Below are 24,255 nucleotides of genomic sequence, written 5' to 3'. Positions count from 1 at the left end.
CTCGGGTCGGGGGCCGGCACTCGTACGGGCCGGCACCACGGCCGCGGCGAGCAGCGGCGGGCGGTCCGGCCGACGGATCACCCAGGCCCGGGCGGAGCGTACCGAGGGGTGGGCCAGCAGGGCGGTCTCGACCTCGCCGAGCTCGATCCGATATCCGCGGATCTTGACCTGGTCGTCCAGCCGGCCCAGGTATTCGATGGTGCCGTCCGGGAGCCGGCGGCCCCGGTCGCCCGAACGGTAGAGCCCGGCACCCTCCACGGCGGCGTACGGATCCACGGTGAAGCGGGCCCGCTCGGCGTCCGGGGCCACCACGTATCCGAGGGCCACGCCGGGTCCGCCGACATGGATCTCGCCGGGTACCCCGAAGGGCGCCGGGCGGCCCTGCCCGTCCAGCACGTACACCGGGGTGTCGGGGAGACCGTTGCCGATCCGGCAGCGGCCGTCTCGGACATCGGCCGCGGTGAGCCGGTGGAAGGTGCTGTGCACCGTCGTTTCGGTGATGCCGTACATGTTGACGAGTGCGGGCGTCCGCTCACCCCAGTTCTCGAACCAGGGGGCGAGAGCGGCGGGGTTGAGCGCCTCGGCGCAGAGCACGGTGTACCTGAGCCGGGCGAACTCAGCGCCCCGCCGCAGGGCCGCGTCCCGGAACCCGTCGAAGGCGGTCGGGGAGATGGTGAGCATGGTGACGCCCTCCTCCTCGACCAGGGTCACCAGCGCTTCGGGGTCCTGAACCGTCCCGGACGGTGCGATCACCACGCGACCACCGTGCAGCAGGGCTCCGTACACCTCCCAGACGGAGGCGTCGAAGGTGATCGCGTGGGAGTTGAGCCAGGTGTCCTCGGCGCCGAAACCGAAGAGGTCACGCGTAGTGGTGAAGAGCCGCACCACGCTCCGGTGCGCGACCTCGACGCCCTTGGGCCGCCCGGTCGAGCCGGAGGTGAACAGGACGTAGGCGGCGTCGTCCGGCGAGCCGGTCGGCGCGGGCCCCTCCTCGGCCTCGGGCAGCCGGTCCGGCAGCACCTCCACCCGTGTCCCGGCCGGTGTCACGGTGTCGGTCTCGTCCGTCACCAGCAGCGTCAGGCCGGCGAGTCCCGCGACGAGCTTCTGCCGCTCCGAGGGTGCCGCCGGGTCGATCGGCACGTAGGCGGCGCCGGTCCGGAGTACGGCGAGCAACACGGTCGCCAGGTGGTCGGGGCGGCCCAGCCGCACGCCGACCCGCCGGCCCGGTCCGGCTCCGAGCCCGACGAGGCGCAGGGCCAGCCAGTTCGCCCGTAGCCCGAGCTCCCGGTAGGTGAGCCGCCCCGTCCCCCACGAGACCGCGACGCGGTCTCCGCCGCGGTCGATGTGCCGGTCTATCAGTTCCTCGATCCGCGTGGTGACCGGTTCGCCGGCGGACGGGCTCAGCGCCAGCAATTCGGCCCGCTCCCGCGGCCCGGCCAGTTCCAGGTCCTCGATCCTCGCTTGCGGCCGCCGTGTTCCCTGGTCGAGCGCCCGGGCGGTCTGCTCGGCGATGCGGCGCGCGGTGACGGCGTCGAACACGTCCGTCCGGAACTCGTAGTGCAGCCGGCCGCCGTGCGGGTCTGCCGTCAGGTGCAGTTCGGTCGCGCCCCGGACCCCGCGCGGGGTCGTCCGTCGGGGCGTACCGCCGAGGGGGTCCGGTGCGGCACCGGGCGAGTCGGCCACCGAGACGACACAGGCGGGTGCCGGCAGGGCCAGCCGCTCCCGTACGTGCTCCTCGCCCAGTCCACGTACTTCCTCCAGCGCCCGTCCGGCCGCCGCCGACGCCGAGGCGAAGGTGGGCTCGTCCCCGAGGTCGAGATGCAGGGTCAGCAGGCCGGACAGGTCGCCGTGCGCGTGGCGAACGCCGACCGCGATCCGTCGGAGCTCGTTGTGCCGGCTCAGCACGACGGCCAGGGCGGCGACCAGATCCCGCAGTTCTCCCCCGCCACCGAGGGCGAGTACGCCCGTCGTGCGGCGGAAGGAGGGGGCGGTGGGCCGGGTGGAGAGCGGGAAGGAGTCGGCCTCGGCGCCCTGCTCGGGGTGGGCGCTGCGGGCAGGATCGTTGAGGGTCATGTGTCCCCTGACGATGGCGGGCGCCCGCCGTTGAGCGGCGGGCCGGGTGAGTTCGCGGCGGTCTCGGGTGTCCCGGCTCAGCTCGCCGCACTGTGTTCGGCGGCAGTCCGGGTGATGACGAGGCGGCCCAGCACGAGGGCGTCGAGACCGGCGTCGAGGAAGGTCCGTACGGCTTCGTCGGGCGTACGGACGATGGGCTGGCCGGCGACGTTGAAAGAGGTGTTCAGCACGACCGGCAGGCCGGTCAGCTCTCCGACCTCTTCGATGAGCGACCAGAACAGCGGCGAGGCCGCACGGGCGACGCTCTGCACGCGGGCGGAGCTGTCAACGTGGGTGACGGCCGGCAGCCGCTCCGCGTACGCCGGGCGGACGTAGCCGACGAACAGCATCTCGGCGAAGCGGTGCACGTCCTCCGGCTCGATCTCGAAGATGGCGGTGGCGGCCTCCTCGGTGACGGCCGGCGCAAAGGGCCGGAAGGACTCCCGCTTCTTCACGAGGGAGTTGATGCGTTCCCTCATCTCGGCACGGCGCGGATCGGCGAGGATGCTGCGGTGCCCGAGGGCTCTCGGGCCGAACTCCATCGCACCCTGGAACCAGCCGACGACTTGGCCCTCGGTGATCAACCGCGCCGTGAGGGCGACCAGTTCGGCGTCGTCCTGGGTCCGCCGGACGTCCAGTCCCGGTCGGGCTGCCGCCCGCTCGTGGTCCCGGGGGCCGTAGGCGGGTCCGAAGGCCGTGCCGATGACCGGCTCGGGTCGTTCGCCGAGTTCGGCCGAGACGACGTAGGCGGCGCCGAGCGCCGCTCCGTCGTCCCCGGAGGCGGGCTGGACGTAGAGGTCCTCGAACAAGCCACTGCGCAGCAGCACTCCGTTGGCGGAGCAGTTCAGCGCCACTCCGCCGGCCAGGCAGAGCCGGGTGAGTCCGGTCTCCCCCCGATAGTGCGTCAGTTGGTGGAGCTGAGCGCGCTGGAGGACTGCCTGCAGGGCCGCGGCGATGTCCTTGTGCCGCTGCTCGACCGGGTCGGCCGGGTCCCGTCGGGGGCCGAACTGGCCTTCCATGACAGCCAGTGCCGCTCCGTAGGTCTCCTTGTCGAGGTCGCTGACGTTCTCCAGCAGCAGGGGCACGAAGTAACGGCCGCCGGAATCCAGGTGCACCCAGTCCCGGAGGATGGTGTTGATGTGGCGGGAAGGGTCGCCGTGCGGCGCCAGCCCCATCACCTTGTACTCTCCGTCACCGAAGGCGAAGCCGAGGTAGAGGGTGAAGAGCCCGTAGAGCAGTCCGAGCGAGCTGTGGGCGGGCACTTCGGCCAGGGTCTGCAGGCCTCCCGCGCCCGCGGCGTACACGGTCGCCGAGTGGCGCTCCCCCAGGCCGTCCGACACCAGGACGAGCGCGTCCTCGTATCCGCTGGGGTAGTAGGCGCTGGCGGCGTGCGCCAGATGGTGCGGAACCGCCCGGAACCGCCCCGTGAGGTCGCGGCCCAGGCATCGCTCCGCGACGGCTCTGTTGACGTCGGGGTCAAGAGCCGTTTCGTAGAGCCCCCGGTAGTAGTCACCCTGACCCGTGTAGAAGTCGCGTTCGGGCCCGAAGGAGAAACAGTGCGCCACCAGGTCTATCTGTGAAGCTTTCAGTCCGGCGGTTTCGAGGGTGAAATCCGCCGCACCGGCGGGGAAAGCCGACGAGTGCTTCACTCCGTCGAACCGCTCTTCGGCGGCAGCAGCAACAAGTCGGCCGCCGACCACGAGCGCGGCAGCCGCGTCGGCGCCCTGCGTAATGGCGTATTCACGCGATTCGAGATCCGGCCAGCTGCGTTCCTTGAACGTGCGAGCCAGCGAGAGTCCGCTGAAACCTAATACAGCCGCATGCCCCATGAGAGGTGGTGCCCCATTTCCCTCGGGTGACGAGACGTCCAAACAACGGGAAAAAGATGCGCGTTGCTGATGCCGATTCGATCATAGACACGAAACATTGCCGGGGTGTTGCGGAAACATGTAGCGCCGCCCGTCGGCGTCCTAGCCATCTACGTTGCCGCGAAGAAGAGTTGACGTTTCCGGGGATCGTCATCGCGTCCGTGCGACGCCGACGTGTCGCCCTTCTGAGCTGTGTAGGCTCTCCTTGGCCTTGCCCTGCACCGATTCCTGAGGGAGCTTGCATGCGGAACGACACCGTTGGCGGATGGCTCGACGAGCTGGCGTCCGAGTCGTCCACACCGGGTGGCGGCGCGGCGGCGGCGATGAACGCCGCGGTCGGCGCCGCGTTGATCTCCATGGTGTGCAACCTGACCATCGGCAGGCCCAAGTACGCCGCTCACGAGAAGGAGCTGTCCGCGGCCCTCGTCGAGGCCGAGGAGCTTCGCGGACAGGCCCTGCGGTTGGCCGCGGACGACGCGGCGGCCTTCGGCTCGGTCATCGCCGCCTACAAGCTCGCCAAGGCCACCGCCGAAGAGAAGCAGGCTCGCACCGCAGCCATCCAGCAGGCCTTGGTCGGTGCCGCCGACGTACCGCTGCGCACCGCCGAGCTGGCCGCCGAGGTGATCGGACTCGCCCGCAGGATCCTGCCCGGATCCAACGTCAACGTGGTTTCGGACGTCGCGGTCGCCGCCTCCTCCGCACGCGCCGCGCTCGACGCCGCAGTCGTCAACGTGGAGGTCAACCTCGCCGCACTCGCGGACGAGGCACACCGCACCGCCGTACGGGACAGGCTCACCGCCGCCGTGACCGCGGGCGCCGAAGCCGACGCCGTGGTGGCCGAGGTCCGGGAGAGGATCGCGAAGTGAAGCTCATCGACGGGCGTGCCGTGGCCGCCGACATCATGTCCGAGGTCTCCGCGGCGGCGAGGGACCTGCGCTCCGCCGGGACCGATCCGACCCTGGCCATCGTCGTACCGACCCGGGACGAAGCCACCGCCTGGTACGTGCGCTCGATCGAACGGGCTGCCGCCAGGGCCGGCGTGACCAGCCGGGTCGAGAACCTCCACGACCCCGACGCGGCGGAGGTCGCGGAGGTTCTGCGCAAGCTGTCCGCGGACCCCTCGGTGCACGGCGTCATCTGCCAGACCCCCCTGCCCGACGGGGTGCTGCTGGAGGAGGTGGCCGCCCACATCGACCCGCGCAAGGACGTGGACGGAGCGAGTCCCACCAGCCTCGGACGTCTCGCCGCGGGCCTTCCGACGTTCGCGCCGGCCACCGCCGCGGCCGTCCTGGAACTGCTGCACCGGGAGGGTGTCGCCCTCACGGGCACCCGGACCGTGGTGGTGGGCCGCTCGACCGTCGTGGGCAAGCCCGCCGCGTTGCTACTGCTCAACGAGCACGCCACAGTGACGGTCTGCCACTCCCGCACCGCGGACCTGGAGACGGTGTGCGCCGAGGCGGACGTCCTGGTGGTCGCCGTCGGGAGGCCCCACTTCGTCGGCGCCGAGCACATCAAGCCGGGCGCGGTGGTCATCGATGTGGGGACGAATCCCACGGATGACGGCGGACTCGCGGGCGACGTCGATCCGGCCGGCGCGGAGGGCCGCGCCGCCTCCCTCACCCCGGTGCCCGGCGGGGTCGGACCGGTCACGGCGGCGCTGTTGCTCCGACACACGGTGACGGCCGCCCGCGGCTGACCGGCCACGATCGAACCCCCGGTAAACGGGGACGTGCCAAGGAGCGGGACATGCGGCGTCTGTTGGTACTGGGCGGCTCGGCCTTCGTCGGCAGGGCGGTGGTGGACGCCGCCCTGTCCCGAGGCTGGGTGGTCACCACGTTCAACTGGGACCCGCCGACCACGTACGGGGACGGGGGCCGGGCTCCGGAGCAGATCGCCGGGGACCGCACCAGTCCAGCGGATCTCGCACGGCTGCGAGGCCGGAGCTGGGACCAGGTGGTGGATACCTGGCAGGGCCCGTCCTCGGCCGTGGGGGCCACCGCCCGGCTCCTCGCCGAAGCGGTGGGCACCTACTGCTACGTCTCCAGTCTCACCGTCTACCGGCACCCCGCGCCCGCCCCGCTGACCGAGGCCCGGCCACTGCTGGTCGGCGGGCCGGCCGAACCGTCCGGCTACCCGGAGCGCAAGGCCGCGGCCGAGCGCGAGGTGGTCGCGGCCTTCGGCGACCGGGCTCTGCTGGCCAGGGCCGGGCTGGTGGTGGGCCCGTGGGAGTACGTGGGCCGACTCCCCTGGTGGCTGCTGCGGATGAGCGAGCACGCCGAGGTACTCGCGCCCGGTCCGGCCGGACGGCAGATGCAGTACGTGGACGCCCGCGACCTCGCCGAGTGGGTCCTGGACGCGGGGGCGGCCGGACTCGGCGGCGGGTACAACGTCGTCTGCCCTCCCGGCCGGGCCACCACGGGCCGCCTGCTCGATGCCTGCCGGACGGTGACCGGCGGGTCTGCTTCGCTGCGTTGGGTCGCCGAGGACCGGCTGCTCGCCCACGGTGTCCGGCCCTGGACCGAGCTACCGCTGTGGATCCCGCACCGGCCCGGAGAGGCGGACGTCTACGACGTCGACGTCAACCGCGTCCTTGCCTCCGGAGCGCGGTTCCGGCCGCTGGAGGAGACCGTCTCGGACACGTGGGCCTGGCTGTCCCGCTCCCCGCGGCACCGGGCGACGCTTCAGTCCCGGCCCTGGCTGACCCGCGAACGTGAGGAACTGGTGCTCCGCTCAGGCTGATCCACGGCGCCCGGGGAACCGGCCGCGGGCAGGGTTTCCGGCGCCCGCATCCACAGCGGAACGCTCAGCAGTGCCCAGAGCCCGGTCACCGTGAAGGCGACCGCGAAGGAGAAGCGGCCGGCCAGCGCGCCGGCTGCCAACGGTCCCACGACGCTGCCGAGGTCGGCTGCCATCTGGAAACCGGCCAGCACGGGGCCGCCCCGCCCCCGTGCTCCCAAAACGTCGGCCACCGCCGCGTTGAGCGGCGGGGTGAGCATGCCGCTGCCGAGCCCGGCCGCCAAGGACAGGGCGGCGAACAGCGCGAACTGATCCGTCAGCCCCATCACCCCGGTGCAGGTACCGGCCAGCAGCAGGCCCAGGATCACCGGTGGCTTCCGGCCTCTGCGGTCGGACCAGACGCCCGCGCCGAGCAGCACCACCGCGTTGCCGACGGCGAAGGCGGCCAGCGAGGCGCCTGCCCAACTGGCGTCCCGGCCGAGGCCGTCGACCACGAAGAGGGGCACCAGCGAAACGCGTACCCCCGTCACTGCCCAGCCGTTGGCGAAGTTCGAGACGAGGGCAGCCCGGTAAGCCGGGTGGCGAAGTGTCCCGACGAAGCCGGTGGCCGTCTCCACGGCGCCGACGGCGGCGGGCGGGGCCTTCTTGGGGCGGGGAAGCACGGCCAGCATCAGCGCGGCGGCGAGCAGTAGCGCGGCACCGTAGACCAGGAACGGCGTCCGCAGGTCGACGGCGATCAGACCGGCCCCGAGCAGCGGCCCGCTGATCCCGCCCATGACGAAGAAGGTGCTGTAGACCCCCGAGGCCCGGCCGCGCAACCGTGGCGGTGCCGTGCGGGCCAGCAACACCCCGCCCGCCACCGTGAACAGGGCCGATCCGAGGCCCGACACCGCCCGCAGCACCAACAGTTGCCAGTACGCGTCCGCGAAGGCGCAGGCGCCGGTGGAGATCGTGATGAGGAGCAACCCGAGCACGTAGCTGTCACGCTCGCCGAACCGGTCGACCAGACGCCCGGCGGGTGCCGCGCCCACGAGCCGCATGACGGCGAAGACACTGACCACCGCGGAGGCCGCCACGTAACTGATACCGAATCCGCGTGCGTACAGTGGAATCGCCGGTGCGACGAAGCCGTATCCGACCGATACCAGAAATCCGGCCGCCACCAGCGCGCGCACTTCCCGCGGAAGTCCCTCTGCCATGCTGTCCCTCACCCGTTGCGTCAAATGCAGGCATGGACACGAGGAATCGGCCGCTGGTACGGTCGAGTGACCTGCCCCGGCATGTCCGCCGATAATCGCTATTTCCCTCACGCCGGGCCCAGACGCCGAATCGGCGGTGGGATCAACAGCAGCGACAGAAGGACGAATGCAGTCGTGAGAGATCGAGATATCTCCGCGCGACGAGCAGGTTGTGGATCACAGCTGGATGCTATCCAGTGCCCGGATCGTCGTCAAGATACGCGAAATCGATGCCAGGAGTGGCAGTTGAATGCCGAGGCGATATTTCCCGCCCAGTACGCCCGTACCGGTCAATTCACTCTGGGAGTGCCCCGTGCCTTCCGGATCGCGCCCGACGGTGTGCGCATGGCCTTCCTCCGCACCCGGACCGGGGCGGACACCCGCACCTGCCTGTGGGTACGCGACGCGGCGGACGGGGCGGAGCGCCTGATCGCCGATCCGGTGGGCCTGCTGGACGGCGGAGCGGACCGGCCGCCGCAGGCCGAGCGGACGCTCCGCGAGCGGACGAGGGAGTCGGCCGTCGGCATCACCTCCTTCGCGGTCGACCGTGCGGTGCGGACCGCCGTGTTCGCCCTGTCGGGACACCTCTTCCACGTCGATCTCGGATCGGGCCGGGTGCACGGGGTGCCGGCCGCTCCCGGCGCGGTCGCCCCCCGCCTGGATCCGGCCGGAACCCGTATCGCCTACGTGGCCGGCGGCGCCCTGCACGTGACGTCGTCGCACGGGCCGGACACCACACTCGCCGAGTCCGAGGACCCCGAAGTCACATGGGGGTTACCGGAGTTCGTCGCCGCAGAGGAGATGGGGCGCACCCGCGGGTTCTGGTGGGCGCCCGACGGGCAGAGCCTGCTGGTGGCCCGGGTGGACACCGGTGAGGTCGCGAAGTGGTACCTGTCCGACCCCGCCAGTCCACATCGCCCGCCCCACCGTGTCCCTTATCCGGCTGCCGGCACCGCGAACGCCGCTGTGACGCTGTGGCGTGTCGCCTTGAACGGCAACCGCCACCGAATCCGTTGGGACGAGACGGCGCTGCCCTACCTGAGCGCCGTCCACTGGTCCGGAAACGGGCCGGCCCTCCTCCAGGTCCAGTCGCGCGACCAGCGCATCCTGCGGGTCCTCTCGGTGGCGGACGACGGCACGACCGAGGTCCGGGCCGAGGAGATCGACGCTCACTGGGTCTCGGTCGTTCCGGGCGCGCCGGCGTGGACCACCGACGGCCGGCTGGCCCGCGTCGCGGCGCGCCGAGGCGCGTACCGGCTGCTGATCGACGACCGGCCGGTGACACCGGACGGTCTCCAGGTCCGCGCCCTTCTGGATGTCGGCGACGACGTGCTGTTCACCGCGAGCGGCGACGACCCGACGCAGATCCACGTCCACAGCGCCGGGCCCGGCGCCGGGACCGAACAGTGGACCGAGGCCCCGGGGGTGCACCACGCCGCCCGGTCGGGCCGGGTGCTGGTCACCGTCTCGCAGTCGCTGCACCGCCCCGGGACGGTCGTCCACGTGCACACCGCCGGCTGCCGCACCGGTAGCTTGGTGAGCGTCGCGGAGAAACCGGTGCTCACCGCCCGGCCGCACCTCCTCAGCGTCGGCGACCGAGCCCTCAGGTGCGCGGTGCTGCTGCCCGCCGGTCACCGCCCGGGGGACGGGAGCCTTCCGGTCCTCCTCGATCCCTACGGCGGACCGGCCGCACAACGCGTGCTGGCGGCGCATGACAAGTACCTGTTCTCCCAGTGGTTCGCCGAACAGGGGTTCGCCGTCCTCGTCGCGGACGGCCGGGGCACTCCCGGGCGGGGGCCGGTCTGGGACAGGTCGATCCAGTTCGACGAGGCCCGGATGAACGTGGAGGACCAGGTGGACGCCCTGCGGGCGACCGCCGAGCGTTTCCCCGGCCTGCTGGACCTGGACCGGGTGGCGATCCGCGGGTGGTCGCACGGCGGCTACCTCGCGCTCCTGGCCGTGCTGCGCCGGCCGGACGTCTTCCACGCGGCGGTGGCGGGAGCCCCGGTGACGGACCGCCTGCTGTACAACACCTTCTACACCGAGCGCTATCTCGGGCACCCTGAAGGGCGGGCGGACGTGTACGCGGCGAACTCGCCCCTCACCGAGGCGGCTTCGCTGTGCCGCCCGCTGATGCTCATTCACGGGCTGGCGGATGACAACGTGGTGGCCGCGCACACGCTGCGACTGTCCAGCGCCCTGTTGGCCGCAGGGCGCCCCCACACCGTGCTGCCGCTCTCGGCCGCGACCCACCGGACTCCGCACGCCATGGTCGAGGGAGTGATGCGGTCACAGAGCCACTTCCTCAAGCAGGCACTAGCGGCACGACCGAAGGAGAGTGTGGCCCATGGCCACCAGTGACGTCCTCGACACCGAAGCCCTCACCTTCTACCGGGAGCACGGCTGGTTCGCGACCGGCACCGTCCTGCCCGAAGATCTCCTCGACCGCGCGGAGGAGGTGGTGCGCGGCCTCGACGAGGACCGTCGCGACCTGAGGGTCCCTCAAGGCCTGAGGGACTTTCTCGCCTGGCCGCCCGGAATGCCCCGACCGACGCGACTCAATCAGTACATAGCCTTGCAATACCAGGCCATATCGGATCTGACGTCGTTTCCCGCCCTCGCACGGACCGCGGCGCTGCTCACCGGCAGCAGCCAGCTCCGGATCTTCAACACGGCTCTCATCAGAAAGCGTCCGGGCGCGGCGCGGCAGTACGCGCGCGTGGGCTGGCACTGCGACCGGGCGTACTGGGCCACCTGCTCCTCTCCGCGCATGACCACGGCGTGGGTGCCTCTGCAGGACACCACGGTCTCGATGGGCACCTTGGCCGTGATGGACGCCAGCCACGCCTGGCCCGACACCACGGACGTGAGAGCCCTGCGTACGGCGAAGACCTTCATCACCGAGGACCATGACCTGCTGTGGGACCGGATCGATGCCCTCCGATCCGGGGCCGTGTCGGTGGACGTTCGGAGGATCGAGCTCAGGCGTGGGCAGGTGAGCTTCCACCACCCTCTCACCCTGCACGGCAGCGGAGCCAACCTCAGTGAGGTCTCCCGCAACGCGATCAGCATCCACTACCAGGACGCCGCCAACCATTACGTCCCGGCGGTCGAAACCGACGGCACACCCGCGGAGTACGTGCACGACGGATTCGTCGGGCGCCTGCCGAACGGTGAGCCCGACTACGCGGATCCGGAGATATGCCCGACGGTCTGGCCTCCCGCCTCGCCGGCGTCCGCCTGACGACGTCCGCGGCCCTCGGGCGGGGCCGGACGGGCTGCGGGTGCGGCGCGGGACGCGGCTCGATCGGCGCTCGCCGCTGGAACTGATCGCATCCGCCCGCGACGACCTCCCGTTCCCGGATGCGACCAGCTCCGGGAAATGCGTCGAAACGAGGAGCGCGGGACGGCGCGGCCGGCGGCGGCCGGAGCGGGAGGTGACCGCTCATCCTCCGTGCCTGGGCGAGGGGAGCGGAGGACATCCTCCGGAAGGCGCCCGCGGCGAGCCGGTCGGCCTCGCTCCGGTCCGCGTCCGGGTGCCGGCCCCGCTCACCGAACAGGTTCCGCAGCTGCACCTCGGTGACCTGCTCACCCGGCGCGAGTCCGAGCACGGCCAGACCGCGGCCCATCCATCGCCCGACCGGATCCGGCCCGCTCCTGGGCGGGTGTGGCGGCGGCCGAGGCCACCCCACGCGCCGGGCCTGTCCACGCCCACTGCTGCCCGGTTGTCGGGCGCGTCGTGCTGACAGGTCTCAGTAATCACCACCCCGTCACGGTGCGGGCTCCCCGGGCATGACCCTCGGCACGGCTGTCCTATCCTACTGATTGCGCCGCTGGGTCTTCGGGCGGTGTGAACGCCCTCGACGATTTCTGCGGGGTGCCCGGTCCGGGGTGTTCGCTGTCCAGCGATGCTGTGGAGCGGTCTCGGGCGGTGCTTCGTACATAAGGGGCTGAGACAAGTGGAAGGGTGTCTGCTGTGACGCGCTCGGAGGACGGTGAGCTCACCATCCCGTCAGCGGCCATGGACGAGGTGTTCACCGCCGACAGGAAGATCGGGCAGGAGCTGGCCCGGGTGGACTGGTCGGCGACGCCGCTGGGAGAGCCGCAGGACTGGCCGCAGAGTCTGCGGACCGCCGTGAGCATCCTGCTGTCGTCGAAGTTCGCCATGTGGATGGCCTGGGGGCCGGAGCTGACGTTCTTCTGCAACGAGGCGTACCGGCGCGACACGCTGGGGCAGAAGTACCCCTGGGCGCTGGGCCGGCCCTCCAGCGTGGTCTGGTCGGAGATCTGGGGCGACATCGGTCCGCGCATCGACACCGTCCTGAACAGCGGCGAGGCGACCTGGGACGAGGCGTTGCTGCTGTTCGTCGAGCGCTCCGGCTACACCGAGGAGAGCTACCACACGTTCTCCTACAGTCCGCTGCGCGACGACGACGGCGCCGTGGTGGGCATGCTGTGCGTGGTCAGCGAGGACACGGAGCGGGTCATCGGCGAGCGCCGAATGGCGACCCTGCGCGACCTGGGCTCCGATCCCAGTGTGGTGCGTACCGAGCAGGAGATGCTCGACTTCGCCGCCGAGCAGCTCAGCCGCAACCCGTACGACCTCCCCTTCACCCTGACCTACCTCTTCCAGGACGATGGCGACGCTCGTCTCGCCTCGGCCACCGGGCTCGTGTCCACTCATCCGGCGGCAGCGGAGATCATTCCCGCAGGCTCCGCCTCTCCCTGGTCGACCGATGCCCTGGTGCGCGGCGAGTCCGTGCTGGTGTCCCTCGACGACGAGCCGTTCACCGGCCTGTCCTCCGGGGCGTGGGAAGAGACGCCCACCCAGGCCCTTGTCGTCCCCCTGCTCCAGCAGGGCGGCACACCGTACGGGTTCATGGTGGCGGGCCTGAACCGTTACCGCGACCTGGACGAGGGCTACCGCGGCTTCGTCGAGCTGGTCGCCGGTCACGTGGCCACCGGGGTCGCCAGCGCCCGCAGCTACCAGGCGCAGCAGCGCCGCGCCGAGGAGCTCGCGGAACTGGACCGGGCCAAGACGACGTTCTTCTCCAACATCAGCCACGAGTTCCGCACCCCCCTGACCCTGATCATGGGGCCGGTCCAGGAGCTACGGCAGCAGCTCGCCGACGCGGAGCCGCGCCTGCGCGAGGAACTGGAGGCCGTCCACCGCAACGGGCTGCGGCTGGGCAAGCTGGTCAACATGCTTCTTGACTTCTCCCGCATCGAGGCGGGCCGGATGCGGGCGAGCTATGAACCGGTGGACCTGGCCACGGTGACCGGTGCGCTGGCGAGTGTGTTCCGCTCCGCCGTCGAACACGCCGGTCTGGACTTCCAGGTTGAGTGCGAACCCCTGCCCGAGGCGGTGTACGTCGACCGCAGCATGTGGGAGAAGGTGGTCCTCAACCTGCTCAGCAACGCGCTGAAGTTCACTTTCGACGGCGCGATCCGCGTAAGTGTGGGCGTCCAGGACGGTGAGGCCCTGGTGACGGTCGCGGACACCGGGATCGGCGTGGCGGCCGAGGAGATGCCGCGCCTGTTCGAACGGTTCCACCGCATCGAGAACGCCCGGTCCCGCTCCAAAGAGGGCAGCGGCATCGGCCTGGCCCTGGTGAAGGAACTGGTCGGCCTGCACGGCGGCACCATCACCGCCTCCTCCGCCGCAGGGGAGGGCACCCGCTTCAGCATCCGGTTGCCCTTCGGCTCCGCCCACCTGCCCGCCGACGCCATCCGCACGGAGACGGACACCGACGCGTCCCCCGCCACCGCCGCCGACCCCTTCGTCCAGGAAGCCCTGCGCTGGCTGCCGGGCGAGGAGACCGGCATGGCGGCCGACGAACCGCGCGGCCTCTCTCAGGCCGACGACAAGGGGCAGGCGAACCGTCTGCCGGCCCCGGCGCGGGTACTGATCGCCGACGACAACGCCGACATGCGCGAGTACCTGACCCGGCTCCTGCGCGGCGCCGGCTACCAGGTCCACGCGGTCAACGACGGGCAGCAGGCCCTCGACACCATCCGGACCGACGTTCCCGACCTCGTGGTCAGCGACGTCATGATGCCCCGCCTGAACGGACTGTCCCTGGTCAGCGCGCTGCGCACCGACCAGAGCACCGCTTCGGTGCCGGTGATCCTGCTGTCCGCCCGCGCCGGACAGGAGGCGTCCATCGAGGGCCTGCGGGCAGGCGCGGACGACTACCTCGTCAAGCCGTTCGCCGCGGCCGAACTCCTCGCCCGTGTCGAGGCCAACGTGAAGCTGGCCCGGCTGCGCAACCACCACGCTCGTTGGCGCACCGCCCTGGTCGACTCGCTCCAGGAAGCCTTCTTCGTCTGCGACGAGGACGGCGCGGTCATCGAGATCAACGCCTCCTTCACCACCATCCTCGGTTACGGCACCGAAGACCTGCCCTACCAGCCGATCCACCCCTGGTGGCCGGACGAGGCCACCGACCCCGAAGCCCACCGCCAGGTCGCCGAGGCCTTCGCGACACTGACCGGTCAGGAACGCGGCAGCTACACCATCCCCGTCACCCACCGCGACGGGCACCGCCTGTGGGTGACGGCCACGTTCAATCAGGTCCAGGACCCCGATACCGACCGCACCGTGATCGTCGGAACCTTCCGCGACGTGAGCGCCGAGCACTTCGCCATCCAGCGCGAAACCGCGCTGGCCGCCTTGAGCACACGCCTGTCCCAGGCCCCCAGCCTGCCCGACGCCGTCGACGGCTCCCTCGAGGAACTGAGGAAACTGTGGCGTGCCCGGCAGGTGACGGCCGTGGTCTTCGGCGCCGGCGACGAGCCCGCCCTCACCTGCACCGACACCTCCCTCACCTGGCAGGAACTGCCCGCCGAACGCCGCCAGATGCTCTCCGGCCTGCGTGAACAGCCGGTGCTCAGCGCCGTTCCGGGCCAGGGCGAGGCCACCGTCGTCCTGGAACACCCGGAAGGTGTCCTGGTGTTGTGGGTCGATCTGGGCGAGCAGCGTCCCTTCACCAGCGAGGATCAGCTCCTGCTGTCCCTCCTGGCCGGCCACATCGCCCAGGGCCTGGTCCGCGCACACCAGATCGACCAGCAGCGCGAGACCGCCATCGCCCTGCAGCGCGCCATCCTCGGCCCCTCCCGTCTGCCCGACGGCTTCGCCGTCCGCTACGAGCCGGCCACCCGGCCCCTGGAGGTCGGTGGCGACTGGTACGACACCGTCGCCCTGCCCGAAGGCCGTATCGGCATCGTCGTCGGCGACTGCGTCGGCCGCGGCCTGGAAGCCGCCAGCGTCATGGGCCAGTTGCGCAGCGCCTGTCGCGCTCTGCTGCTGCAGGACGTCGGCCCGGCCCAGGCGCTCATGGCCCTGGACCAGTTCGCCGCCGGTGTCCCCGGCGCGGTGTGCACCACTGTCTTCTGCGGGGTCCTCGACACCGGGACCGGTCAGCTCACCTACTCGAGCGCCGGGCACCCGCCCGGCATCCTCGTCCAGCCCGACGGCCCCGTCCAGCTCCTGGAGGGCGGGCGCTCGCTGCCGCTGGCTGTCCGTCCGGGCACCCCGCGCCCTGAGGGCGGCTGCACCATCTCGGCTCGCTCCACCCTGCTGCTGTACACCGACGGACTCGTCGAACGTCGCCGCCGCCCGCTCAGCGCAGGCATCGACCAGGCGGGCGAGGCACTCCAAGCCGGACGGGACACCGCGATCGACGACCTCGCCACCGACGTCATGTCCCGCCTGGCGCCCGCCGGCGGCTACGACGACGACGTCGCCCTGCTGCTCTACCGGCACCCGGCTCCGCTGGAGATGTCCTTCCCAGCGGAATCGGGTCAGCTCGCTCCCGTCCGCAGGGCCCTGCGCGGCTGGCTCGCCCAGTGCGACCTGCCGCCGGGCACCGTGCAGAACGTTCTTGTGGCGGCAGGTGAAGCCTGCGCCAACGCCATCGAGCACGGGCACCGTGACGCTCCGGGCGACACCGTCTACTTCCGCGCCGAGGCGTCCGTCGACAACCTCCGCCTGACCATCGCGGACACCGGACGGTGGAAGGTGCCGCAGCCCGAGCGCAACGCACACCGCGGCCGAGGCATGGGGCTGATGCGGGCCCTGATGCAGCAGGTCACCGTCACCCAAGGCCCGACCGGAACCACCGTCGACATGCATACGAGGATCGCCTGATGACTACGCCCCTGACCCTGACGCCCGGTCGGCGGCCGGACGGAACGGCCGTGCTGACCGCGGTCGGAGAGATCGATATGAGCAACACGCACAGCCTGGCCGCCGCGCTCGACGGCGCACCCGGCCCCCTCGTCCTGGATCTGACCGAAGTCGAGTACCTCGACAGCGCCGGCCTGAGCGTCCTGTTTCCCCATGCCGAGCGCCTTGAACTCATCGCAGGCCCGCTCCTGACCCCGGTTCTGACCATCTCCGGACTGACCGCCCTCACCACGCGCCACTGAGGATCCTCCTCACGTGGAAGCCTGCCTCGCCTCACGACATGACTGTTCCTACGTGAGGCGGGACAGGCTCCCCACGGCACTGGGGTGAATGAAGGATCGGCCGCATCCGCGACAGCCGTCCCCGCACAAGGAAACGGGAAACGCCCGCTCACGAGGTACCGAAGCAGCTCCGGCGCACCGCACGGGTCTCCGGGCAGATACGGGGCGCCATGTCCTGGTGACCTGCATACCCGATGATCCGGAGGGCATGCCGCACCGGCCACCGAGCGATTACGCCCATTTCACCTTGTTCGGCGGTGTTTGGGGCAATGCAATCATCCCAGGGGGATGGAACTGACCGGCCCGCACTCCCCACGGTGAGGGCCACTCCTTATCATGGGCATCACTGAGAATCCTAGGTGGAGGAAACCGAAGTGTTCGCGGTAGACGTCAGGCGGGACACGCGGGCAGTCGTATTCGCTCTGCGCGGGGATCTCGACTTCCACAGCGTGGTGCAGCTGTACGAGGCCGAGGAAACGGAACTGGCCGCAGGGCGGGAAGCAGGGACGGTCGTGGTCGACTGCTCCCACCTCACGTACTGCGACTCGACCGGCATCAGCGCACTGCTGAAGCTGCACAACCGGCTGGCCGCGCAAGGCGGGGTCCTGTGCCTGGCGGGGGTGCCCGCCTTCCTCGACCGCCTGTTCGTGCTGACCGGGCTGAACCAGCTCTTCTGCCTGCACACCGACACCGAGGAGGCCCTCGACACGCACAGGGGTGCTCTCGGTACCGTCGGGGCCGGCGCCGACCTCAGAGCACGGACCGGCGAGGAGCACGACGGATGACGGGCGTACCGCACCAGCATGCCCACCCGCCCGCCCAGGCACCCACGGCACGTACTGCTGCCACGGACACGGATCATGATCTGCGGGCGCTGTTCGGGCAGTCGATGGCGGTCTTCGCCTCCATGGCGGGCCCGGCACACATGCTGGAGGCGGCGAACCCGGCGTTCTTCACCGCGATCGGCGGGCTCGAGCGCACCCGCACCGGTGTACCGCTGGGACAGCTGATGCCGGAGCTCGTCGAACAGGGTTTCATCACCTTGTTGGACCGGGTCTACCGCACGGCTGAGCCCTACACCGGCCGCGACGCCCGGGTCGTACTGGGCGAAGGCACGAAGGCCCGTGAGGCGTTCTTCGACTTCACCTACGAACCCCGCCTGGACGCCGGCGGCAACGTCATGGGCGTACGCATGATCGGGGTGGAGACCACCCAGGTCAAGCACGCGCAGCGGCTGACGGCCGAGCACCGGGCACTGCTGGAGCAGATAGCCCGTCAGGCCCCGCTCTCCGAGGTGCTCGAAGGCATGGCCCGCGCGATCCAGGACCTCACACCCGAGGAAATGCTGGTGTCCGTCCTGCTCGCCGACGCCGACGGCCGGCATCTGCGGCACGGCGCCGCACCGAGCCTGCCCGACTTCTACAACCAGGCCATCGACGGCATCGCCACCGGTGAAGGCGTCGGCTCCTGCGGCACCGCCGCGCACCGCCGCAGACCGGTGGTCGTCACCGACATCGCCACGGACCCCTTCTGGGACGACTACCGCGACCTGGCCGACAAGGCCGGCCTGGCCGCCTGCTGGTCCACCCCGATCCTGGCGAGCGACGGCTCACTGCTGGGCACCTTCGCGATGTACCACCGCGTCCCGCGCTCGCCGCAGGACGCCGACCTCGCGCTCGCCCAGATCTTCGCCGACACCGCAGCCCTGGCCATCGAACGCCACCAGGCTGACCAGGCGTACTGGACGGCCAAGGTCCGTGAGAAGGCCGCCCGTGACGACCTGGCCTTCCTCCTGCACGCCAGCACCACCCTGAGCGCCGACCTCGACGCCGTCCACACCCTCAGACGCCTGGCCGACGCTTGCACCCCGCGTCTGGCGCCCCTGTGCGCGGTCGACGTCGTCGAGGGCGGCCGGGTGCACCGCGTGGCCGCCACCGCCCGCACCCAGAGGCAGCAGGACCTGCTCGCCTCCCACACTCCCGCCCACGACGCCGACGACCCCATCACCCGCGTCCTGGCCTCCGGCGTGACCGAGGTCGCCCGCCGCGCCCCCACCGGCCCAGCTCCCTCTCCCTGGCAGAACCTCGGCGTCACCGGCTACCTGTGCATCCCCCTCCTCGACCGTGGCAACGCGTTCGGCACCGTGACACTGCTGTCCACCGGCGACCACGTCTTCGACGGACACACCATCGCCCTGGCCGAAGAGCTTGTCGCCCGTGCCGCCCTGGCTGCGCGTAACGCCCGCCAGTACACCCACCGCGCCGCTCTCGCCCGCGACCTGCAGGCTGGGCTCCTCCTGCCCGACCTGCCCCGGGTCTCCGGCGCGGACATGGCCACCTACTACCACCCCGCCGGTGAGGGACTCGACATCGGTGGTGACTTCTATGACGTCTTTCCCCTGGAGGGGGGCCGGTGGGCGTTCATGCTCGGTGACGTCTGCGGACGCGGCGCCATCGCCGCCACCACCACCGCCCTGGTCCGTCATACTGCCCGCGCCGTCGCCCCTCTCGTCCCGGGCCCCGAGGCCGTTGTCGAAGCGGTCAACCAAGCCCTGATCAATCGGCCCGCCGGACACGGCACCGGCTTCGTCACCCTGGTCTACGGACAGCTCACCCCCACCTCCACGGGTCTCGACATCGAACTCGTCCGCGCCGGCCACACCCTCCCCCTCCACCTGGACGACCACCGCACCGTTCGCGCCGTTGACGCACCCGGCACTCTGCTGGGCATCGGACCCCACATCCACCTCGAGCCTCGCAGCCTGCATCTGCGCCCGAACGAGAGCCTGATGCTCTACACCGACGGCATCACCGAAGCACGCCGCCACGACGACGAATTCTTCGGTGACCAACGCCTCGCTGATGCCTTGACCGGCACACCTGACAGGCCCACCCCGCAGGACCTGATCGATGCCGTCGCCGAGGCCGTGTACACATTCACCGGCGACCACGGCATCGACGACGACCAGGCCATCCTCGTCCTCACCGCCACCGAGCCCGGCTGAGGACGTCGTCACGTTCGCTGACCGGCTGGGACGATCTTGGGGTCGATCGTGCCGGGGAGGGTTCCACTCGCGTCGTCCGCACCGACGCCGTCTGCCACCGGGCCTGATCCGCCCAGGAACAGCGAAAGCCATGACAGCCGGCAACCAGCCTGCTGGACCCGTCACAGCGTCCGCTTGGTCACCCCATGACAGCGACCACAGCCCCGTCGGGCGCCCGCTACCAGGACATCCACTCCGCGATTCCGCTGACGCCCACCCGGCTGCCACCCCACCGCCCACTCACACAAGGCCGTCTTCGGACGGCACGCAACGGAGCCGCCGGCGCAGCGTTCGTAGGTCAGGGTGCAAGGCGGGTCGCGGGCCCGGTGGCCCGCCCGGCCGTACTTCCGGTACTCCGCCTTCGGCGGGCGAGGAAGAGCCCGCCCGTCATCAGGTCAGTCAGTCCTAGGTCTTCCCTTTACGCGAGCCATTCCTCACCAGCCGATGGACATGCGGTGAGGTCGGCCGTGCCGGCAGCACCCGGTGGGCCTCGTCCAGGACGTCGCGGGTCATACCTCGAGGTAGGCGACGACGACCACGGTCCGAAGGGCAGTGACCCAGTACAGGAGCCGGACGCGCTCGACTTCGTCGGCGTACTCCCGCAGCTGGGGGCCGACGGTGTCGCCGGGGATCGGCTCGCCGGCTTCGGGGTCCACGGAGACGACGACCAAGGCGCGGTCCAGGGCGTGGATGTCCGCCTCGCCGGTCAAGCTCTCCAGCTGCTTCGCGGCGGAGTCGGAGAACGCGATCCGGGCACGGCGGGGGCCGTGCTGCCTGGGCATCAGGCGACGGCCGGGCGCTGCGCGGCGAGGCGGGCGAGGTGGGCCTCGCGCAGCTCCTCCCACGGGGTGCACTGTTCGGGGTCGGGCAGGCCGTTGGTGGCGATGTCCTCCAGGACGGCGGCGAACCGGTCGGCGTCGGCGCGGGTCTTGGCCGCGTACGCGCGGACCGCGTCGGCGGCCGCGGGCTCCAGCTGCCGGGCGGCAGTGCCGGTGGGGGCCGGCTGTTCGCTCATCGAGGGCTCCAGAGGGCAGAACTGACGTTGCTCACCACGGTATCGCCGGGGACACGGGCCGGGGACCGCTCCCGCCGAAATGGCACCGGTTGCGCTCCGTAGTCGCATCGGGTGGATGGTCACGCTGTTCGGTGCGAGGCCGAAATTCGGGGTCGGCCCCGTGGTTCAGGGCCCGGCCGGCAGCGTGACAGCCGCGTCGGAGGTGCGTGACAAACAGCGTGACAGTTGTCCGGTGACATCGATGCTGGATCGTTCGCCGTCGACGTCGGACCGCCCGGCAGCGCGGCGCGGAGCCTTCTGCACTACGTCCAGCGCGGTTCCCGGGCTGCGCTGTCCTACAGGGCTCTTACAGACGCGCGTTGCGCTCCGCACGTCGCCGATAGACGTCATGTACCGCCTGGGTGACAAACCCAGCGACGAAAGCGACCGGGCTGCCACAGAGCAGAGGGCCCACATCGGAAACCCAGTCCCCGATGGCGAGAACAGCGACAACGTCGAGGTAGTAGAACAGGAACAGTGCCCCTTGGCCGAGCTTCGTCATCGCCCATCCCCTCTGTGATCACCGCTCCTTCGCCCATGGCCTGCCCGGTCCGTTACGGCCCGACACCGCGCGGAGCGGCCCGCACCACCCTGCCCAGCACCCTGCCGATGTCGCGTGACCGCTTCGTTCCCCAGCCCCGCCCCGCCCCTTCGGTATCGCGATCTTCCTTGGTCTTCCTCAGGCCACCGAGCTCCGGGCCGGTCCAACTCGGCTCCAGTGACCGCGCGGGTCGACAGGGACCGCGAATCGCGCACGAGAACGCTCTCAAGATCCGCGGAGCTAACATCCACAGCGGCCAACGACGTTGGCCCCTTCCACACCCCCAGCATGACACCGCAACCTCCTGCATCAGTCCCGAAACCAGCACATCCGCACACGCGCGGCCCAGAAAGGGACATCGCGACCTTGCGACGGGGCGTGCAGGAGGGGGAGCCCACTCGCCTGTCGGTGTGCTCGACGAGGAGTCCGGCGGCGCGGCGACCGTCGTTCTTGAAGTACGGCTCCTGGAGCCCTTCGGCGATGACGGCCGCATCGGCCCGTCACACGCGCCGGCGGCCCGAGTGGCGAAGAGGCCGCGTGCTGGGACGGCAGGGCTCGGGTGAGGTGACGGACCCGCCCGTGAAGTCGCAGGTGTCCGCAGCCGCGGTGTACCCGAACCGGGGCGGGGGCCGGCACGTACTACCACGACGACCACCGGAGCACCGCCAGGCTGCCGGGGCGCCGCTCCTCCCTTCCTTGCCGGTCGCCGCGCCCGTCCCGGTGACCGGCCGAGTCGATGCTATGGCAGGGTGCCGACCGTGTAGGTGTCGTAGATGTCGAGGAGGTCCTCCTCGGCTTCCGGCCACACCTCCGGCGGCATCCGGCAGACCAGGGCGGTCAGCCGGGTGAGGGCGGTCAGCCCCGGCAGCCGGTCGGCCTCCTCGGTCGGCAGAGGCTCGGTGCCGGGCCACTCGGCGGTCAGGGCGCGTAGGCAGTCGTGCCGGGCGCGGCCTTCGTCGAGGGCCGGACGGTCGTCCGTGACGTGCCGGAGACCCGCCGTCGGGACCGGCCGGCACGCGGCGACGAGGTGCCGCCGCAGTGCCGGGTGCGCGTCCGCCCACGAGGCGGGGAGGGCCAGGCCGGCCAGGGCCGCTGCGGCCTTCTCCTCCGCCTCGGTCAGCCGGTCCGGGGTGACGCCCAGCGCGGTCAGCCCGTAGGGCGGCTCACCGTGCCAGTGCAGCAGGCAGAGCACTTGCGGATCATGGGTCACGGGCACATCTCACCTCATCCCGTCAGGTAGTGCGTGTCGTAGTCGTGGCCGTGCCGTAGAAGTGGGGAACTGACGGGTCGAGTGGAGCCCCCTCCCCACGATGGGGTTGCAGTTCGCCGCCACGAGCGGTGTACCTCCGACTTCTGTCGAACTCGGCCGCCGCCGCCACGTGCTCCACAGGCTCTCCCGCAGCTGCACCCGGGCGAGCAGCAGCCTGCAGAGCAGTATCAGGCTTGTGCGGGGGTCGGAACGCGGCGTTGTGATGCCTCGTGCTGGTGTACCAGGAGGTCGTGGCCGCGCGGAGATGTCGACGTGGTCGAACGCATGGCGCTCCGGCGGGTTGTCAGGGGCCACCAGCCGGCAGTACGGGCGGGCTTGCACGCGCGGGCCCGGCACCGCTCCGCCACCGGATGAGACCGGCGGCGGAGCGGTGCGGCCACACGGTCGCTCAGTGCGCGTGCAGCCCGTTCGTCGCGGCGATCCGCTTCCACGACCTCGGGGCCTTCCGGTCTCCGGTGGGGGACACGCCCGCCTGCCGGGCGGCGGGTGAGGTGGGCTTCGACGGCTGGTACAGCCAGGTGTCGAAGAGCGCGGCGAGCGGCCGGCCCGACACCTCCTCTGCGTAGCGCGCAAAGTCGGACACCTTCGCGTTGCCGTACGCGTGCCGTTGCGGCCAGCCCTTGAGGATGGCGAAGAAGTCGTCCTCGCCGACCGCGTTGCGCAGCGCCTGGATCGCCAGCGCGCCCCGGTCGTAGACGGCGCCGTGGAACTGGTTGTCCGCCCCCGGGTCGCCCGGCTTCACCGTCCAGAACGCGTCGTCCGCCGGGTGCTGCGCGTACACGTGGTCGGCGAGCTCCTGCGCGGTCCCCTCGCCCTCCTTCTCCGACCACAGCCACTGGCTGTAGCGCGCGAAGCCCTCGTTGACCCAGATGTCCCGCCAGGTGTCGACCGAGACGCTGTCGCCGTACCACTGGTGCGCCAGCTCATGGACGACGACCGAGACGTTCGACCCGTTGGCGAACTGCTTCGGGCTGTAGAACGGCCGGGTCTGGGTCTCCAGGGCGAAGCTGCTCGGCACGTTCGGCACATAGCCGCCGAGCGCGTCGAAGGGGTACTTCCCGAACACCGTCTCCAGCCACTCCGCGACCTCTGTGGTGCGCTCCACGCTGGCGCGCGCGGCGCCGTAGTTGCCGCCCAGGTCCTTGCTGTAGGCGTTGACCACGGGCAGGCCGCCGGCCGTGGTGTCGGTGGTGAGGTCGAACTTCCCGATGGCGAGGGTGGCCAGATACGTGGCCTGCGGCTTCGCCGAACGCCAGTTGAACCGGGTCCAGCCCAGCTTCGACGACTGCGACTGCAGGACACCGTTGGAGATCGCCTGCGTGCCGTCGGGGACCGCGACCGAGACGTCGTACGTCGCCTTGTCCCGCGGGTGGTCGTTCGAGGGGAACCACCAGGCCGCCGCCTCCGGCTCGTTCGCCGCCACACCGCCGTCAGGCGTGCGCTGCCAGGACGTGAAGCCGTACAGCTGCAACTCTGACGGCCTGCCCGCGTACCGCACGACGACCGTGAAGGCCGCCCCCTTGGTCAGACCGGCCGGCGGAGTGATCCGCAGTTCCTGGACGCCCTCGCGTGCGTACGTGGCCTTCCTGCCGTTGACGCGCACCTCGCTCACGGCGAGGCCGAAGTCGAGGTCGAAGCTCGACAGGTCCTGCGTCGAGGTGGCGAGGATCGTCGCCGTGCCCTCCAGCAGGTCCGTCTCCGGCTGGTACTTCAGGCGTAGGTCGTAGTGGGAGACGTCGTAACCGCCGTTGCCGTGGTCCGGGTAGTACGGGTCACCGATGCCCGGCGCCCCGGGCGAGAAGGTACGGGCGGCGGACGGACCCGGGGCGCCCGCGGACGCCGATGCCGGGATCGCCAGCACGAGGGCGGCCGCGAGCACGCCGGGAGTGATGAGTCTGCGGTACACGAGGACTCCAAGTCGTAG

The 24,255-nt window shown here is 71.0% G+C and carries 17 protein-coding genes; 9 read left to right on the top strand and 8 right to left on the bottom strand.

Going from position 1 to position 24,255, the window contains the following annotated elements:
- Together ABZ371_RS04795 and ABZ371_RS04790 are read right to left on the bottom strand one after the other, a co-directional pair.
- Positions 1-2,073, bottom strand: a 2,073-nt coding sequence (locus tag ABZ371_RS04795) for an amino acid adenylation domain-containing protein (RefSeq protein ID WP_358673451.1), incomplete at its 3' end; no start/stop codon positions are given.
- A gap of 77 nt (positions 2,074-2,150) precedes the next feature.
- Positions 2,151-3,941, bottom strand: a complete 1,791-nt coding sequence (locus ABZ371_RS04790) for a carbamoyltransferase C-terminal domain-containing protein (RefSeq protein WP_358673448.1) — start codon at positions 3,939-3,941, stop codon at positions 2,151-2,153.
- Positions 3,942-4,222: 281 nt separating this feature from the next.
- Between ABZ371_RS04790 and ABZ371_RS04785 the strand changes: the two genes are divergently transcribed.
- Genes ABZ371_RS04785 through ABZ371_RS04775 form a run of 3 tightly spaced genes read left to right on the top strand, consistent with a single transcriptional unit; the run spans position 4,223 to position 6,719 of the window.
- Positions 4,223-4,846, top strand: a complete 624-nt coding sequence (locus ABZ371_RS04785; RefSeq protein WP_358673445.1) for a cyclodeaminase/cyclohydrolase family protein — start codon at positions 4,223-4,225, stop codon at positions 4,844-4,846.
- Positions 4,843-5,676, top strand: a complete 834-nt coding sequence (locus tag ABZ371_RS04780) for a bifunctional 5,10-methylenetetrahydrofolate dehydrogenase/5,10-methenyltetrahydrofolate cyclohydrolase (RefSeq protein ID WP_358673442.1) — start codon at positions 4,843-4,845, stop codon at positions 5,674-5,676. The genes ABZ371_RS04785 and ABZ371_RS04780 overlap by 4 nt, the downstream gene beginning before the upstream one ends.
- Before the next feature lie 50 nt (positions 5,677-5,726).
- Positions 5,727-6,719 (top strand): NAD-dependent epimerase/dehydratase family protein, encoded by a 993-nt coding sequence (locus ABZ371_RS04775; protein ID WP_358673439.1) that lies wholly within the window; start codon positions 5,727-5,729, stop codon positions 6,717-6,719.
- Here the strand turns inward: ABZ371_RS04775 and ABZ371_RS04770 are convergent.
- Positions 6,662-7,915 (bottom strand): MFS transporter, encoded by a 1,254-nt coding sequence (locus tag ABZ371_RS04770; RefSeq protein ID WP_358673437.1) that lies wholly within the window; start codon positions 7,913-7,915, stop codon positions 6,662-6,664. The genes ABZ371_RS04775 and ABZ371_RS04770 overlap by 58 nt on opposite strands.
- 285 nt (positions 7,916-8,200) lie before the next feature.
- Between ABZ371_RS04770 and ABZ371_RS04765 the strand changes: the two genes are divergently transcribed.
- The 6 genes from ABZ371_RS04765 to ABZ371_RS04740 all read left to right on the top strand — a co-directional run bounded on the left by ABZ371_RS04765 (position 8,201) and on the right by ABZ371_RS04740 (position 19,427).
- A complete protein-coding gene (locus ABZ371_RS04765) occupies positions 8,201-10,315 on the top strand; it encodes a prolyl oligopeptidase family serine peptidase (RefSeq protein WP_358673434.1) in 2,115 nt (704 codons plus the stop codon).
- Positions 10,302-11,198, top strand: coding sequence for a phytanoyl-CoA dioxygenase family protein (locus ABZ371_RS04760; protein WP_358673431.1), 897 nt, complete (start codon positions 10,302-10,304; stop codon positions 11,196-11,198). The genes ABZ371_RS04765 and ABZ371_RS04760 overlap by 14 nt, the downstream gene beginning before the upstream one ends.
- A 777-nt stretch (positions 11,199-11,975) precedes the next feature.
- Positions 11,976-16,103, top strand: coding sequence for a SpoIIE family protein phosphatase (locus tag ABZ371_RS04755; RefSeq protein WP_358673457.1), 4,128 nt, complete (start codon positions 11,976-11,978; stop codon positions 16,101-16,103).
- Entirely contained in the window at positions 16,103-16,384 is a 282-nt protein-coding gene (locus tag ABZ371_RS04750; protein WP_358673428.1) for an STAS domain-containing protein, read from the top strand. Before ABZ371_RS04755 ends, ABZ371_RS04750 begins: the two co-directional genes overlap by 1 nt.
- A 413-nt stretch (positions 16,385-16,797) precedes the next feature.
- On the top strand, positions 16,798-17,208 hold the full coding sequence (locus ABZ371_RS04745; RefSeq protein WP_358673425.1) for an STAS domain-containing protein: 411 nt from the start codon (positions 16,798-16,800) through the stop codon (positions 17,206-17,208).
- Positions 17,205-19,427, top strand: a complete 2,223-nt coding sequence (locus tag ABZ371_RS04740; RefSeq protein WP_358673422.1) for a SpoIIE family protein phosphatase — start codon at positions 17,205-17,207, stop codon at positions 19,425-19,427. The genes ABZ371_RS04745 and ABZ371_RS04740 overlap by 4 nt, the downstream gene beginning before the upstream one ends.
- Before the next feature lie 548 nt (positions 19,428-19,975).
- Here the strand turns inward: ABZ371_RS04740 and ABZ371_RS04735 are convergent.
- The 5 genes from ABZ371_RS04735 to ABZ371_RS04715 all read right to left on the bottom strand — a co-directional run bounded on the left by ABZ371_RS04735 (position 19,976) and on the right by ABZ371_RS04715 (position 24,237).
- Positions 19,976-20,248: a hypothetical protein gene (locus tag ABZ371_RS04735; RefSeq protein WP_358673419.1), complete on the bottom strand. Its 273-nt coding sequence runs from the start codon at positions 20,246-20,248 to the stop codon at positions 19,976-19,978.
- On the bottom strand, positions 20,248-20,481 hold the full coding sequence (locus ABZ371_RS04730) for a hypothetical protein (protein ID WP_358673416.1): 234 nt from the start codon (positions 20,479-20,481) through the stop codon (positions 20,248-20,250). Before ABZ371_RS04730 ends, ABZ371_RS04735 begins: the two co-directional genes overlap by 1 nt.
- A 346-nt stretch (positions 20,482-20,827) precedes the next feature.
- Complete coding sequence (locus tag ABZ371_RS04725; protein WP_358673413.1) at positions 20,828-21,022, bottom strand: hypothetical protein; 195 nt, start codon at positions 21,020-21,022, stop codon at positions 20,828-20,830.
- A gap of 778 nt (positions 21,023-21,800) precedes the next feature.
- Positions 21,801-22,271 carry a hypothetical protein gene (locus tag ABZ371_RS04720; protein ID WP_358673410.1) on the bottom strand — a complete coding sequence of 157 codons (471 nt, stop codon included), beginning with the start codon at positions 22,269-22,271 and terminating at the stop codon, positions 21,801-21,803.
- A 448-nt stretch (positions 22,272-22,719) separates the two neighbouring features.
- The gene (locus tag ABZ371_RS04715) at positions 22,720-24,237 is read right to left on the bottom strand and encodes a M1 family metallopeptidase (protein ID WP_358673407.1); all 1,518 of its coding nucleotides are present in this window, start codon (positions 24,235-24,237) and stop codon (positions 22,720-22,722) included.
- Positions 24,238-24,255: the final 18 nt, after the last annotated feature.

Origin of the sequence: Streptomyces sp. NPDC005899 (genome assembly GCF_040629645.1) — a bacterium.
Lineage (GTDB): Bacteria > Actinomycetota > Actinomycetes > Streptomycetales > Streptomycetaceae > Streptomyces.
The sequence above is the reverse complement of the archived record's forward strand: the minus strand, read 5'-3'. Positions and strand labels throughout refer to the sequence as shown.